General features: G+C 40.7%; 14 protein-coding genes. 1 reads left to right on the top strand and 13 read right to left on the bottom strand.

From position 1 onward, the window contains the following. Positions 1-15: 15 nt before the first annotated feature. Genes MHB42_RS08455 through MHB42_RS08445 form a run of 3 tightly spaced genes read right to left on the bottom strand, consistent with a single transcriptional unit; the run spans position 16 to position 3,135 of the window. Positions 16-1,020 (bottom strand): phosphotransferase enzyme family protein, encoded by a 1,005-nt coding sequence (locus MHB42_RS08455; RefSeq protein WP_340805491.1) that lies wholly within the window; start codon positions 1,018-1,020, stop codon positions 16-18. A gap of 44 nt (positions 1,021-1,064) precedes the next feature. Next, positions 1,065-2,351 carry a class-III pyridoxal-phosphate-dependent aminotransferase gene (locus MHB42_RS08450; protein WP_340805490.1) on the bottom strand — a complete coding sequence of 429 codons (1,287 nt, stop codon included), beginning with the start codon at positions 2,349-2,351 and terminating at the stop codon, positions 1,065-1,067. Next, positions 2,344-3,135: a DeoR/GlpR family DNA-binding transcription regulator gene (locus MHB42_RS08445; RefSeq protein ID WP_340805489.1), complete on the bottom strand. Its 792-nt coding sequence runs from the start codon at positions 3,133-3,135 to the stop codon at positions 2,344-2,346. The genes MHB42_RS08450 and MHB42_RS08445 overlap by 8 nt, the downstream gene beginning before the upstream one ends. A gap of 295 nt (positions 3,136-3,430) precedes the next feature. Between MHB42_RS08445 and MHB42_RS08440 the strand changes: the two genes are divergently transcribed. After that, positions 3,431-5,068: a PucR family transcriptional regulator gene (locus tag MHB42_RS08440; protein WP_340805488.1), complete on the top strand. Its 1,638-nt coding sequence runs from the start codon at positions 3,431-3,433 to the stop codon at positions 5,066-5,068. A 45-nt stretch (positions 5,069-5,113) separates the two neighbouring features. On the opposite strand, the gene MHB42_RS08435 is transcribed toward MHB42_RS08440, so the two are convergent. The 10 genes from MHB42_RS08435 to MHB42_RS08390 form a co-directional block, all read right to left on the bottom strand. Continuing rightward, positions 5,114-5,881, bottom strand: coding sequence for an SDR family NAD(P)-dependent oxidoreductase (locus MHB42_RS08435; protein ID WP_340805487.1), 768 nt, complete (start codon positions 5,879-5,881; stop codon positions 5,114-5,116). 13 nt (positions 5,882-5,894) lie between these two features. After that, on the bottom strand, positions 5,895-6,722 hold the full coding sequence (locus MHB42_RS08430; protein WP_340805486.1) for a mycofactocin-coupled SDR family oxidoreductase: 828 nt from the start codon (positions 6,720-6,722) through the stop codon (positions 5,895-5,897). Between the two features lie 16 nt (positions 6,723-6,738). Next, positions 6,739-8,067 (bottom strand): ArgE/DapE family deacylase, encoded by a 1,329-nt coding sequence (locus MHB42_RS08425; protein ID WP_340805485.1) that lies wholly within the window; start codon positions 8,065-8,067, stop codon positions 6,739-6,741. A gap of 15 nt (positions 8,068-8,082) precedes the next feature. Next, positions 8,083-9,600: a sodium:solute symporter family protein gene (locus tag MHB42_RS08420; protein ID WP_340805484.1), complete on the bottom strand. Its 1,518-nt coding sequence runs from the start codon at positions 9,598-9,600 to the stop codon at positions 8,083-8,085. After that, positions 9,600-9,851 (bottom strand): hypothetical protein, encoded by a 252-nt coding sequence (locus MHB42_RS08415; RefSeq protein WP_340805483.1) that lies wholly within the window; start codon positions 9,849-9,851, stop codon positions 9,600-9,602. The genes MHB42_RS08420 and MHB42_RS08415 overlap by 1 nt, the downstream gene beginning before the upstream one ends. A 259-nt stretch (positions 9,852-10,110) precedes the next feature. After that, positions 10,111-11,028 carry a stalk domain-containing protein gene (locus MHB42_RS08410; RefSeq protein ID WP_340805482.1) on the bottom strand — a complete coding sequence of 306 codons (918 nt, stop codon included), beginning with the start codon at positions 11,026-11,028 and terminating at the stop codon, positions 10,111-10,113. A 196-nt stretch (positions 11,029-11,224) separates the two neighbouring features. After that, positions 11,225-12,997 carry a glycerophosphodiester phosphodiesterase gene (locus MHB42_RS08405; protein ID WP_340805481.1) on the bottom strand — a complete coding sequence of 591 codons (1,773 nt, stop codon included), beginning with the start codon at positions 12,995-12,997 and terminating at the stop codon, positions 11,225-11,227. A gap of 71 nt (positions 12,998-13,068) precedes the next feature. Next, positions 13,069-14,643, bottom strand: a complete 1,575-nt coding sequence (locus tag MHB42_RS08400; protein WP_340805480.1) for an amidohydrolase — start codon at positions 14,641-14,643, stop codon at positions 13,069-13,071. Between the two features lie 44 nt (positions 14,644-14,687). Beyond that, entirely contained in the window at positions 14,688-15,344 is a 657-nt protein-coding gene (locus tag MHB42_RS08395; RefSeq protein ID WP_340805479.1) for a TIGR04104 family putative zinc finger protein, read from the bottom strand. Beyond that, positions 15,331-15,849: a sigma-70 family RNA polymerase sigma factor gene (locus MHB42_RS08390; protein WP_340805478.1), complete on the bottom strand. Its 519-nt coding sequence runs from the start codon at positions 15,847-15,849 to the stop codon at positions 15,331-15,333. The genes MHB42_RS08395 and MHB42_RS08390 overlap by 14 nt, the downstream gene beginning before the upstream one ends. Between the last annotated feature and the right edge of the window lie 144 nt (positions 15,850-15,993).

Here is a 15,993-nt window from a genome sequence, read left to right as displayed (position 1 = left end):
ACAATTATTTGGATGTTATACAATTTTATTTTTTGTTAAATAATTTTTCACTAAGGCATCGCTTTGAATGGTATAGTTTTCGCCAAGCAAGCGTGTTGTTTCATTATCACGACTACCTACCCAAGAGATAAGCTGTAACCTTCTCATTAAAATAAAGGTTGGAATCATCTCAATTTCTTCATCAGTTAATGTCCGCACTTGACTGTAGCCCTTGATCCATGACGCAATTAAATCCTCCAAATACGGCATATGCTCAATAAAGCTTACAGATGTTGCTAAGTCATATAAATACCAGCCGAAACCGCAATCATCAAAATCAATCACTTTAATTTCATCACCATAGATGAGTAAATTGGCTAAGCGTAAATCCGCATGAATAAGTCCAAATCGTGTTTTACATTTGCCAAATGCCTCTAGCTTCTGTCGAATGACCTCGGACGCTTCCTCATATAAAGCAATTCGTGCGGGTGTCATGCCAAGCCCATCCTGCCACCTTGCCCATTTTGGTGATTGCCCTAAAATCGTGTCATAATCCCATATCATCCGCTGAAAATCTTCGTAATGATCGTGCTGCTCGATTGTATGCTTGTGGAACAGTGCTGTAATTTTGCCTAATGTTTCAAATTGTTGAATTAGGTTTTCTTCATTATTTTCATCAGGAGCATTCCCCTCCAAAAATGTAAATAATGTGCTATAATAAATTGTGTCATTATAGCGATGAGCATGTACGTAGTCACCGTCATCTGCTCGCACTGGTAATGATACATCAATAGGAGATTGCTCATGGAGCGAATTTAACCAAGCAATCTCCGCCTCTATTTCTTCTTTTTTATGGTAATTGGGTCGGCTAATTCGTAAAATATATTTTTTGCCCTGTGCATCTTCTACAAGATACGTAGCATTTTCAGAATAATCAATCATTTTACAAGATGCCTCTACTAAACAACTAAATTCCTTCAACGCATCATTCGCTGCTTGATGGAAGTTAGAAAGTGCCACTTCTAAATCAACAAAATCCATTTAGAAAACCCCCTTGTTTGACTAAAATCATAAGCCTGTCCCCTTTAATAACGTGCAAACTTTACAAGCTGTGCTGCCTCTTTAATACCTGCCTCACATTTTTCCAGCAATTCATCACAATATGCTTTATCACATAATAATCCTGGTTTAAATTGTAAAACACGTGTATCAAGCATTGAATAAATCGCCCATACACCATGCTTGTACAGGGAGCTCATCACATATTTCGCACCTTCAGGATGATTAAACTCTAAGCCCATCACAACACCGAGCTGGCGAATACCGACAAAGAAATCTGGGTATCTTTGCTGGATTTGCTCTAAGCCCGTTCGTAAATAGCGTGCCACATAGTCAACATTTTTAATAACTTCAGGTCGTTGTGAAATTTCCAGCACCTTCATTGCCACAACACAGCCAAGCTCTGCTCCCCCAAAGGTAGAGATATGTGCGAGTCCATCCTCCTGCATCCAGCCACCCGCGCGCTCATTCACTACTGTCGCAGCAATTGGATAAATACCGCCACTTAGCCCCTTTGCTGTTACTAAAATATCTGGCTTAACACCGTAGTGCTCAATGCCCCAAAGCTTACCTGTTCTCATTAAGCCTGTCTGTACCTCATCTGCAATATAAAGTGCGCCGTAACGCTCACATAACGCCTTGACGCTTGCTAAATAATTGGCATGCGGTAATGGGAAGCCGTATGTTGCGGGGATCGTTTCAATAATCACGCTTGCAACATCACCCTTGGCAAGCTCACGTTCCATTGCATCGAGATCATTAAATGGCACATGCACAAATTCATTGGGATCGCCTTCACTTAAAAATGGCTTGGAATAGCGTTCATTCCCAAGTGATACGGCTAAGCCTGAATGCCCGTGATAGCCATTTTTAATCGAAATCGTTTTTTTACGCTTTGTCGCATAGCGTGCGCATTTCAATGCTGCATCAATCGCCTCACTCCCACCACTGGAAAAAATCGTATATTTCAAGCCATCTGGTGTGCATTGTGCTAATGCTTCAGCTAATTGAGCGCGCGCTGTCGATGGAAAATGGTGATTACCAATATCAAAATAATTGGTTCCTTCTATTAGTGCTGCAATGACCTCTGGATTACGATGCCCTAAGTTATACGTACCACCATTGAGATGGGCATTCATTAATTTTTTGCCATCCACATCATAGAAGTAATAGCCTTCTCGTTTGCCGATCACAACATCTACGCCATCCACTTGCCATTGCTTCGTTTTCCCTGGATTCCACCAGTCAATTGATTTTTGTAAGGTTTCTTGCTTACTCGCAAAATAGTCCATATTTTCCACCTTCCTATCCATGGATGTCCTCCAACATTTCACTTGCTATTAGTAACCCAACTTTTTTCTGGGCTAAGCGTTCCTGCCATTGTGTAGAGCTTTTTTGATCTGTAATAATCATTGAAACATCCTCTAAATGGCAAATATGCGCAAATGTAGAAACTCCAAACTTTGTATGATCCGCTAAAATTATGGTTGTTTCAGCACGCTCTATTAATTTCTTTGAAATGGCTGCACCAGTAATATCATAATCGGTAATGCCATCAGATAAGGAAATTCCACCAGCAGCAACAAAGGCTTTATTTGCCTTTAATTGATTGAAAAATAAATCGGCTAATGGACCACCCATAAATTTTTGTCGATGCTCATACTCACCTCCTGCAAAAAGGATCTTTCCTTGAAAGCATTCTGTTGCTAGCGATAGCACGGGGAGAGAATTTGTCACCACGATGACATTTGGCTTATCACCTAAGAAACGTACAATTTCATAGGCTGTTGTGCCGTGACCAATAAAAATCACATCACCATCCTCCACAATATTTGCGGCAGCCTTACATATCAATCGTTTCTCTAAGTTATTCAGTGACGTTTTCTGTTCAAATGTACGTTCATACTTTTGCTTTGCTTTCACAGCACCGCCATAGACTTTGTGTAAGAGCCCTTCCTTCTCCAAACGATCCATATCTCTCCGTATAGTCTCACCCGATACGTTTAATAACTGTTCAGCATCACTTACTTTCACTTTTCCTTCTAAATCTAAAATATCTAAAATTACTTTTTTACGTTCTTCAAATGAAAGAGACATACACCATCACTCCAAACACAAAGTTAAATCCAATAAAATCCACAAATCCAACACTAAATTTCTGTATTTATGTGGATTTGTTTTGAATTTTAAAGAATAGTCACACAATTGTCAATACTATTCGGCTGATTTTTTCTTTATTAAGGTTGCATAGCCCATTTCACCCCCAAATGTACAACATAAATCCACAAAAAACATGAATTCTACTAATTAATAAGTGAAAATTACAAAAACTTCGTGTATTATACTAGTAATCTCACCTTTTATAACAAAAGCATTGCAAATCCTTCTACAAATGATAGAGCATACATTATCACCGTTCATTAAAATAAATGAGGTGATGACTTTGCGGATAAAAGATATATTGCTTCTACAGGAGTTCCAATATGCCAAAATAATATCGGGAAAAAGTTTATTAGCTACAGAAGTAAACGGAGCTACAATCGTCAATACACTAGAGGGCTGTGCTTCAGTCGAACGCGGAAATTTCATTCTTACAACTGGTTTTCCGTCCTTCACGGATGAAGCCTTCAAACAGTTCATTCGCTCACTCGCTGAAAAAGGCGTCAGTGGCTTAGGCATTAAAATCGGTTCAAATATTCCGTCTATTTCTTCAGATATCCAAAGCTTTGCAGAGCACTACAAGCTAGTGATCATTGAGCTGGATAGCAATATTCCTTGGGCTGATCTAATGATTCCTATTGTCAACTATATTAACTATGAGCAAAAGCTTGAATTGGAAAAAATAAAAAATATTTATGAAGCATTCCAAGCCTTTCTATTAGCAAAATCCGATATTCAGCAATTACCATTATTAATGGAAAAATTGCTTGCTAAAAAAACAACCATTTATTTGCATGCCATTGATAAATCCTACAGCTCTTTTGCATTACCGCCTGTATTTGAGAATGTCTTGTCAAACATTGTCCAAACGATGAAAACACAAAATTTGACAAAAGAAAGCTTTCAAGAGCTACCAATCTCTGTCTATGTAAAGCCGATTTATGAAAATCGCCATTTGGAGGGCTGTATTATTATTTGGGAATGCCAAACGCTTTGTGCTTCTTGGCACAATGTGGCAATTTCGCAAGCAACCGCTATTCTATTAACAGAGCTACAGAAAATCAAAAGCATTATTTCATTATCGCAGCAAAATAGAAGTAGCTTTCTTTTAGATGTGTTTCGTGGCAAATTTAATAGTACGGAGGAGATTGTGCGCGTTTCAAAAGAGGTTAATTGGAATTTAGCAGATCATCCCTATCAATTACTATTACTTGAATTAACATTTCCTGATGATCAGAAGCAGGATGCCTTTATCGTAACCTCTCAGCTAATCTTTTTATTAGAAAAGTATACTTTAACGAAAATTTGCTTTGATTCCAATAATTATTTAGTGTTGCTGCTCGATACTACATCAGAAATAACGGCTGATTTTATTTGTAAGAAAATTGATTTTTTATTAGCAAAATATCAACTCCAAGTCACCTATTTTGGTGGAGTCGGACGAGTATATACATTATCAGCTATTGTCAAAAGCTATAACGAGGCATTAATTTCATTGCACTTTGCCAAAACAAAGAAAAATTTATTGGCAAAGGTCATTCATTTTGAGCATTTAAACTTTGAGCGCATTTTGTTTTCGAACCATCCAATAAAAGAAGCTTCCTTTCTTCAGCAGGAATATTTACTACCATTAAAGGAATTTGATCAGAAAAAAGCAGCGGAGCTATATCATACACTGAAAGTCTTTTTATTTAATAATGCGGATTTTAATAAAACCGCGGAGCAGCTCTTTGTTCATAAAAATACAGTTCGCTACCGTCTAAGTTTAATTAAAGAAATCTCCAAGCTCAATCCCGAAAAGCTGCAAGATCAAATTTTATTTTATATTGGCTTCTTGCTTGAGGAAATCCAACTTCCTGCCTTTCAATAATAAACAAGGGTGACTCAACGGTTATGTGAGCCACCCTTCTTACACTTAAGTCGCTGTATAGCCACCATCCACTGGTATTAATGCACCTGTAATAAAGGACGCTTCATCAGAGGCTAAAAAGGCAATCGTATTCGCAACCTCCTCTGGCTTGCCTAACCGTCCTAATAAATAGGCATTTTCATAGGCTTGTCGAATAGCCTGCCCACCGCCATCGCCCTCAATAAGCTGGTCAGCCATATTTGTATCCGTTAACCCCGGGCAAACAGCGTTAACTCGTATACCATGCTGCCCAAGCTCTACAGCCGTACTGCGTGTAATTCCTACCACCGCATGCTTTGTCATAATATATAAATTATGGTTTTTCGTACCGATCATGCCCGAAATGGATGCCAAATTGACGATGGAGCTACCCGCTTGCCCCTTTAAATATGGAATGGCGTGCTTTGTGCTTAGCATAACGCCTTTAATATTAATAGCGGAAATTTTTTCATACGTAGTGGCATCAAATGTTTCAGCCGTATTATTGACAAAAATCCCTGCATTATTAACAACCGTCGTTACATAACCATATGCTGCTACAGCTTCCTGATACAGATTGGCAATATGCTCTTCATCGGTAATATTGCAAACAACTGCATGAACATCATAGCCATTTTGCTGTAATTGAAGAGCTGCCTCCTGCAATTTCTCTACATTCGCATCTGACAGAACGATTTTTGCGCCCTCCTGCCCACATTTTTGCGCTGTCGCAAAGCCGATTCCTTGTGCTGCACCTGTAATAACGACCACTTTATCCTGTAATCTTCCTGCCATATACTTCTCTCCCTTACATTGTTAAATAACCTGCGTCCACCGCAATATGTGAGCCTGATATATTATTGGAATCATCTGATACTAAAAACAATGCTGCGTTAATCACATCCTTTGGTGCAATAAAATCTTGATTTGGAAACACATGATGGTTGCCAAATGCAGGTGTTGCCTCCTCTCTTGTTGCCCCTTTTTTATTTGCTAAGCGGTCATAGGTGGCTTGATTGTTTGCCATTGTTGTATCGACAGCCGTTGGGCAAATCGCATTGACATGGATATTATATGGACCGACCTCCATTGCCATTGATTTTACAAGCCCTAATACACCATGCTTAGCCGCTACATAATGCCCTACATTTTGCCCGCCTCGTAAGCCATTAACAGAGGACACACATAAAATTTTTCCCGCTTGACGTTCAATCATATACGGAAGGACATGCTTACACGTTAACCACGTGCCCTTTAAGCAAATATCGAGCATATCATCCCATTGATCCTCTGGCATTTCCCATAGCTTGTTATAGGAAAGAATACCAGCATTGGTCACAAGAATATCTATTTTGCCAAAGTGTGCAATTGTTTGTTGCACAGCCTCCTCCAGCTCCTGTGAATGACGTACATCTGCGATAAATCCTAAAGCATCCACACCGAAGCCCTTTATGTCATTTACTGCTTTCGTTAGCTCCGATTCATCAGCCATATTATAGGCAACACTTTGCAAATTTTTAGCAATATCTGTGATGACAATTGCCGCGCCCTCTTCTGCAAATTTTAATGCATATTCCTTACCCATCCCACGTGCGCCACCTGTTATAAATGCTACTTTTCCTGTTAATTTCCCCATATAAGCATCCCCTCTATTATATTTCTTCTATGCCACACCACTCTAAGGCTGTTAAGGCATAGGTTTTTGCCGCTTTGATTAAATCCTCGACTAGTACATACTCATTCGCTGCATGTGCTACTAAAATGCTACCGGGACCATATATAATAGAAGGAATTCCTTTCGCATTTAAAAACGCTGCATCTGCCACTGCCACAAAGCCATGAATAACCGCTTCCTCTCCCGTTGCTTCCTCGTGCGCACGGCTTGTTGCTTGTACAATTGGATGATCTGTCGGCACATTGAAGGCTGGCCAATGCAATAAAAATTCAATCTCTGGTGGATGATTTCGTAGCCATAAATCATTTTGGACAGCTCTGTCGACATGTGCTAAAATTTCGGCTTTTACTTCCTCAAAGGATTCTAATGGATGATGCCAAACCGCATATTGAATCGTACAATAATCAGAAACAACAAACGGTAAGTCCACATCATAGGATTTGCCATGAATAATGCCCGGATGAATGGAGAAATGACCTGGCTCAAAAAGATCATGCGTCTTGGTGAATCCCCATTCCTCCTCTAATTGCTGAAGGGCTTGGACAATATACATCCCTTTTTCTACCGCATTAATGCCCACCTCACCATGCTTGCCTCCTGCACGAATAAACTCTCTTCTTACAGAAGCATGTGTTGTTTTCCCTTTCACGGTAATATGCATACGAATAACGCCAGGGCTTACAGGTACTACGGCTAAGCTTTGCGGAGGTCCAGATGGCTCAGATACAATCGCTGCATCTGCCGTATAGCCTCTTTCTACTGTTGCTGTAACACCCAATTCATGATCCATTGTTTCCTCGCCAACAACTGTTTCTAGCAATAGATCACCCTTTAATTGAATGCCTAATTTTTTTAATGCTTTAGCAGCCATGATTTGGGCTGCTATCCCGCCCTTCATATCGCAGGCTCCACGTCCATATAGCTTGCCATCCTCTATTTTCCCTGAGAAGGGGTCTTCAAATTTCCAATCAGTGTTCGGGCCTGGTGGCACTACATCAATATGACCATTGAAAATCAATGACTTGCCATTACCCGCCCCCTTTATCACGCCAACTAAATTTGGTCTTTGTGCTTCTACTTCCCACATATCCACTTCATCACAAATTTCCTCAAAAAGAGGCTTCAGAAATTCTTGGACGTTCCTTTCCCCACCGATGACCTCCTCTTTCACGACACCATCATAATTTGGGTTCACGCTTGGAATTTTCACCATATCACTTGCTAAACGAATAATGTCCTCACGCATTTCATCAATCATTGCCACCAGCTCTTGCTTTATTTTTTCAGAAGATAAAACATTTTTCATATTATTCCTCCTTATTTACTCGTTTTTTAGGTTCGTATTTGCCAATGCAGGGTCAATAGCATTGAGTGGTACAGATTTTTTATTGCTTCTGGCTGTTTCAATATCGTTCCATAGGTCTTCCACATGTGCCTCGACAGGCTTTGCATAGCCAGCAATAAGCATAATAACCGTTGTGGTAATAAGTCCATAAACACCAGCAGACCAGCCTAAATTTGCAATCAATGCAGGCTCCGTTACCGTTAATGTCATGGAAACAATTGTGCCAATAATCATTCCTGCAAGAGCACCTTCCTTGTTGGCACGCTTCCAATAAAGCCCTAAAATCACAACAGGGAAAATCATAATAATCCCTTGGTAGGATAGCAAGGCAATATTGATTAATGCGCCAACATCAACCGTTGCAAGAACAGCACATATTGCACCAATAATAAACACTGAAATTCTCGCTATTTTCATCGCTGTTTTTTCAGAAATATCCTTGTTAATCACCGTCGCTACATCACGAGAAATGGACGTGGACATCGCTTGAATAATACCACTTACCGTTGCAATACTTGTTGCCATAATAACCGTCGACATAAGCGCAAGTACGACTGGACCAATTTCTCCAGCAGCCCACATATAGGCTTCCTCAGGCTTATTTCGGGCAGTGTCATTCATATATAGCACATTTCCTAATAATTGGAATATCACATAGAATATTGCGCCAATAATCGGTGCAATCAATGCAGACTGCTTAATGGAGCGAATACTATCTGAGGCAAATAATTTATTGTAAACCCACGGCCACATAAAGCCGCCCAAGCCACTTGTCACAATAATGGACGTCCAAAATGCGGTAGGCAACTCCCAGCCTGGTCCCGGGAATGTTAATGTTTCTGGGTGATTCGCCACTAAGGAATCCATCCCTGCCGCAATACCACCCGAAAATTTAAAAATCATATAGAGCATAACGCCAGTGCCAACAAAAAACATAAATGCACCTTGGAAAATATTCGCTGTAATTACTGATTTCATACCACCTAAGGACACATAGGCAAGCACGACCACAATGCCAATTAGCATACCAACAACAGGACTGATTAAACCATTTGTAGCGTAGTTAAAAATAACGCCCTGTGTAATCCATTCCATCAATAGCCAAGGCGCTGTAAAGACAATGCCCGCAATCCCCACCACTAAACGCACCATACTGCTTTTATAGCGCAAATCCATTAGCTCTGCTTGAGTGCCAATATGATATTTTTTCCCCCAAATATATGTTTTCTCGGCAACTAGGTACATGGAAAGCATTGTTAATGTTGCATAGGTCAGTACATACAGTCCAATAAAGCCATAGCCAACCGAGTATCCTGCAAATGCTGTAAAGGTAGCGCCTACATACCATGTAGAAAATACAGCTAATGAAATCGCCAGCACCCCAAAGCTGCCTCGTGCTGTTGCGTATTCCTCAAAGGATTTAACACCAAAATTTTTCGCATTAATCGCAAACACAATAACAAAGAACACAACAATAAAGATTATCGATAGCATTATTTTCTCACCTCCAATTCCTGCAATTGTGCTTTTGTCAAAGGTTCAATATCAATATCTAAATCACCATATTTGGCATCTACCAAATACCACGTTATTAATAATAGGAAGATCAAAATATTTATAAAGAATTGCCAAAAATATGAGAATGGTAAGCTTAAAATACGTGGCTCAATTTTATTACTAAAATCAAATAACCCTGGAAAACTAGCGAGTAAAACTAGCACAATAAAGCTAGCAGCGAAAAACAAATTTCTTTTCCCTATAGATTTCAAACAATTTCACCTCTTCTATGTTAGCAATTTTCTGCTTTAAAGCATTTCTTCATTCACCGGTTAATGAACATCATATTTTTAAGCACAAGGAAAGTCAATGAATTATCAGATTTTTAAAAATCTTTTGAAAAAAACAAAAATAAGCTCTCCTCTTTTGTTTATTGTCCAAAACTTTTTTTAAATCTTTCCATTATAAAACCCCTTTATGGTTTTGCCATAAAGGGGTTTGACTTGCTTATTTTACTAATTCCTCAATAAATTCAACAGATACATATGTTTTTGAAGGCTCTAATAAAGCTGGTGCTACATTGAAGTGGCGCAGTGCTTTATTGTAGCCATATTCCTTTTGCCCACGTGTAATCGTATACGATAGTGCGCCTTTAGAAATAATCGCTCCTGTTGCGGTTGCTTTTACTGTAAAGCCAAGCTCCTCTGCAATTGCTCGTAGCGGCACCATTGTTGTGCCATCCACTTCATAGGAATCCTTGTTGATGATGTCTTGCACAGCTGCTGGAATTGCAGCGGGCTCATCCTGCTCTATTTGATCTAACACAATGACCTTTGAAGGGGATGTTTGTGCTGGAATGCTCATTGTTGCCACTGTGTAGAATGCAACTAAATGCTGTCCTGCTAAATCCTCAGCCTTTACTGCTTTGCCAGAAGCACTTTGTAGCTTTGTATCCTGACCAATTGTTAATTTGACATAGTTTTCTGTATCGATCAATTCTTTATTGAAGAAATCCACTTCTACAGTGCCCATTTCTGCTGTTTCCACAATAATAACTTCTGGATGGTATTGTGGCGGATAAATCGCAAGCATAGGCTTTTTCGCATAGGAATAAAACGATACGTTATCTCCTTTTTGCAGCTTAACTTCTTTTCCTGTGTTATCGAACACTAATGACTCGTTTGTTACAACCATTATATTGGTATTGTCACCGTCAACCACTGTATAGTAGGTTGCGTTTTCACGTACCTCTACATTTTCCACTGTACCTGTTACTTGAATAAAAACTGGCTGCACTTGTTGCTCACTATTTTCTGCGTTCGTCACAACAGCCTCTCCTTCGTTTGCTGCTGCAGCTGGAGCTCCAATCGCGCCCCCTACTAATAATGCTGTTAGAGCAAATGGTACGACTTTCGTCATTTTCATACAAAAAGCATCTCCTTTATTTCGCGAATTCATAGAAGTAGTCGCCCCTGCTCCTCAAAAAGTTACACCTAGAGGAAATATTTTCATCACTCACCTGCTTTCGCGCGTATTTCTCCCGACTCCGCGGATATTCGCTCTCATTTCGCAGGTATTTCTCTCGACTCCGCGGGTACTCTCCCTTCCTCGCTCTGTGCTGCTAAAAAATAAAGCGTAGGCGATGGAGGACTCGCTGCAGAAAGTATTGATGCTTGCTTTGCTTTGCTCGTAGCTCACGAGCAATATCAGGATGGTCAGTAATAATGCCGCTAATATTTTTCTCCATAAATATTTGTAATGACCGATCATCATTTAATGTCCAGACAAATAAATCCATCGGGCGCTGCTTCAGCTCCTCAATTAACGGCTCCGTTACCCATGATGCCTCTAATGCAATAAAATCAACCTGCTCCTCCATCGGTCCGATATTCAACGCATAAACAATGCCGACCCGCAGATGCGGCACAAGCTTTTTTAATTGCATCATTTTCTGCCCATCAGCCGACTGCACATAGTAGGTGTCCAGCACCTTATATTTGCGCAATGTTTCCACTAATTGCGGCAAAATATCTTCCGTTTCCTGACCATGCACCTTTAATTCAATTAACAATGCCACATCCAACGCCTTAGCAATTTCAATACAATCCTCTAAGGAGGCAATTTTATCGCTATAGCCATTTTGATGGATGGTTAATGTCTGTAATTCGCTAAGCGTCATATTGGCAATCACACCACTTTTACCAGCAAGTCGGCGCAATGTGCGGTCATGGAATACGACAAACTTCCCATCAGCGGTTTGCTGAATATCAATTTCAATTAAATCTGCCCCTGCATTAGCAGCGCTCACGATGCCGCTAATCGTATTTTCCACATTGCCTGCGACATAGCCACGATGTGCAATAATTTTTGTATCAGGTGCATAAACACTTTTCTCCAATGACTGGATATTCATCACACTTAATACGCTAAAAATAATACAGCTTATGACAAACAATAGCTTATAGTAGCGATTTCTGTGCCGCACAGCCATGGAAACCTTCCCTAAAACGGGCGTATTATAGGTGATGGCTACCATTATCTGTGAAAACATTGCCTGCAATAAGCTAAACAGCACGACAAAGACGATCTCTAAAAATGCCAGCGTCAGCCCAGCCGTAACAAGGGCAGCACTTGGCATGATACGCTCTATCAAATAAAGCGGAAACAGGCTAATCACCGTTATACCGAGCATCACAAATAAATGACCTGCTAGTAGCATCGCTAATAGCACTACCAATTCAAATAAGCCTCGCTTGGAAAAACGCCAGCTTTGCACAAGGGAGCGGAAAATTGAAATATTAGGCTGAATGGTAAAAATCGGCAATGTTAAAATACTGCGAATACCGATTATCACAGCAATACTTGCCACCACTGTATAGGCTAACCTGCCCGCTCGGCTGCTCATCATTTCTTCTGTTAAAAACTGTGGAAGGGCAATCGTTTGGGTTAAGGTGAGTGGCAACAGAAAGGATGCTAGTGGCAATAAAAGCGCAATGTATCCAATTAAAAACACTACTTGAATACTGCAAAAGTAAATAACCTTTCGATTAAGCTGCTGCCATAAAGGAAAAAAGCGATAACGCATACCTCTTTGCTGATGAAAGGCCATTAAAAATAAAAAGCCCATTTCATAATAAATAAATAATAAAAATAGCAAAATTAACAGGCAAATCATAGCAATCACCAAAGGATGTGCCACAAAGCTTTGCCAGTTTTGCTCTGTTATATGTGTATAGCCTGTAATGCGTAGCATAAGCTTTAAGGCAATAGATGTGACAGGGATGATACATAAAAACTGGAAAATTCGAATCAATGCAAACACCTGTACATAATCTAAGCAGTAGTTATAAATATTACGTAGTGCCTGTTGCATTACTTGTCCTGCCTGATGCACATACTCCCCCCTGCTTCCATCAATCGTTAACATAACATATGCAACGAAACAGCAAAAAATCGCTGCAAGGATTAATCCTCGCAACGACTTTCATAGGCAATACGCCCATCCACAACTGTAGAAGCAACTTGTATAAATGGTAGCTGCTCAATTGCCACCGTAAAAATATCATCCTTTAAAATCGTGAAGTCTGCTGTATAGCCCTCCATAATTTTACCACGAACATGGTGTTGATTAATAATAGCTGCCGCTCCTACTGTATACAATTGCACTGCCTCAAAGCGTGAAATTTTTTCCTGTGGATTGTAGCCATCATGTGTTTCCCCAATATTGCATCGTGTCACAGCCGCATAAATACCATAAAGCGGATTCGGTATTTCCACTGGTGCATCACTGCCACCTGCTACAATAAGCCCATGATCAAGCAGGGACTTTAATGGATGCAAGCCCTGTGCCCGCTCCTCCCCAAGCTTTGCCAGCTCCGCCTCATACTCGCCCTGCACAAATTGCGGCTGCATATCAACTGCCACAGGTAAGGTAGCAAGCCTAGCTAAAATAGCGCTATCCACCAAGCTACAATGAATCACTCGATCCAACTGCCCTGCCAATGGTGGATATGCGGCAAAAACGTCCAATATAAGCTCCACCGCTAAATCACCAATAGCATGCACAGCAACAGCTTGTCCATATTGACGAGCAAGCTGCACATAGTCCACTAATTGCTCCTTTGTATGAATAAGCATTCCTGCATGATGAGGGTCATCACAATAGGGCTGACGCAAGGCAGCCGTTCGCCCACCAAATGCGCCATCTATAAAAATTTTCATTGCGCCAAATTCCACATATGGCGAAGAGGCTTGATTCATCTTGGCTACCTCTTCAAACACCGTATGATGCTGTAATAAATGCACCTTAAAGGATTGCTGCTGCTCGACAATTTTGCGATAAGCCTGAATCGGCTGGCTTGGTGGTCCAAAATAGCTTAAATCCTCAGAATGCCCGCCGACTAAACCATAGGACTGCAAGGAAGCAATAGCCTTTGTTAAGGCATCCTCAATATAGGCAGGTGTAATATGTGGCATATGATTCACCATTAAATATAAAGCCTCGTCCTTTAATACACCTGTTAGCCTACCGTCTACTTTCTCAATTACACCACCCTCTGGTGAAGGTGTATCGGCTGTAATTCCCGCAAAGGCGAGTGCCTTGGAATTGGCTAAAATTAAATGATGACAGCTACGTTTAATAATTAAATGTGCACCACCAAGTGCATCTAGCTCCGCCAATGTCGGAAAAATGGGGCTTTCAAATTGATTTTCATTGAAGCCAATAGCAGTGACCCACTCATGCGGCAAGGCATTCGACATTGGCTCTTGTAGCTTAGCCAGTAAAGCCTCCTTGCTTGTGATAGTGGATACATCAATATGCTTTAGCTTTTCACCATAGCCAATAATATGTAAATGACTATCTACAAAGCCTGGATACATGACATTGCCCTGTAAATGCTGAATCGCAGTCGCTTGGGATGACAAGCTTGCTGCAGAGCCCGTTGCTATAATTTTGCCATCCTCAACAAGAACCGCCTCCACTGTGCCACCAGCTTGAGCCATTGTATAAATTTTCCCACCAGTCCATAATGTAGCCACAAGCATTCCTCCTTCCTCTATAACCTTACATTTATCCTATCATTTTACCATAAAGGCTCATTTACAGAATCCTTGTCCTGCAGCTTAAATGTATATGGCGCTACTTGACGATAAAATAGCCACATCCCGATTAAGCTAATAGGAATACCCAGCCAAAAATTTTGGAAGATATGTGGTGCTAAAACAATAAAGCTTACTGGAATGCTTACCACACCACTAGCCTGAATCGACTTCTTTGTGCGATATTGCTTTTTCCCACAAGATGGACAAATAATATTATCATTTTTGCGATGTAATTGACGCGCCTCCTTCTTCGACCAGCTCTCTCCACATGCAATACAAACAGGTAAACCATAGCCCTTTTTCCGCAGCACGTACTTAACAAAATAGCCCAGCCCCATATATAAGCCCAGCACACAAAGCCCTCTGACAATATCTGATGCCCATAATGACCACAAGCTCCATGTATCCGCTGAGCTTGCTGTTTGTTGACCTAGTGGCTGTTGTCCCTTTTGCATGATTAAATAGCTAAAGCCTAGCGCCAGTATTGTAAACGCTGCAAGCACCAAACGGTATGACCATTGATTGCCCGCCTGACGCTGCTTTGCGTGCCGTGCTTTATCAGCCATTTGCTGTTTGCGCTGTGGTGACAGCTTAATGTGCTGTAGCTCCTTTAGCGCATCCTCTTTAAATCGATTCATGGCGTAGCACCTCCCAATCAAAATGACCAATGGCTGTTGCAAGCTGTTTGCGCGCCCGCTGTAATCGTGTGCGAACGGTTGCCTCAGGGCAGCGAATAAGTTGCGCAATTTCTACGGTTGACAGCTCCTCAAAATAATACAAAATCAACACCTCTCGATACATGACTGATAATGTAAATAATGCCTCAATTAGCTCCTGCTTCACGGACTTCTTGAGCATTTCCTTCTCAGGCGTAACGGTTGTTGTACGGCCTGTTATTTTCTCCAACAATGTTAAGCGTTTGCTTTTCCAGCTTCGTAAATAATCATGGCTACGATTGACCGTCATTTTTACTAAATATGTACGCAATGATGCCTCTTGGCGAAACTGCTCCTGCTTTTGATAAAAGGCAATGAACACATCCTGGACAATATCCTCAGCAGTCGCCTGATTTTTCACATATAAATAGGCAACCCTTACTAAATAATCGCCATGCTCCTCGATAATTTGTTCAATATCCATCATTGCTCTCACCCTCTTTCTCCACTACTGACGGATGCCACTGTCATTACGATTCATTTTTCCATCAATTACGCCCCAGCGTAATTGTACCTGTCGCTAACACTTTCGATACAAAAAAATCCATAATGCGCTCGGTCATTACGGATT

Source organism: Lysinibacillus sp. FSL K6-0232 (genome assembly GCF_038008325.1).
Classification (GTDB): Bacteria; Bacillota; Bacilli; order Bacillales_A; family Planococcaceae; genus Lysinibacillus.
This window is presented reverse-complemented; position numbering and strand designations above follow the sequence as displayed.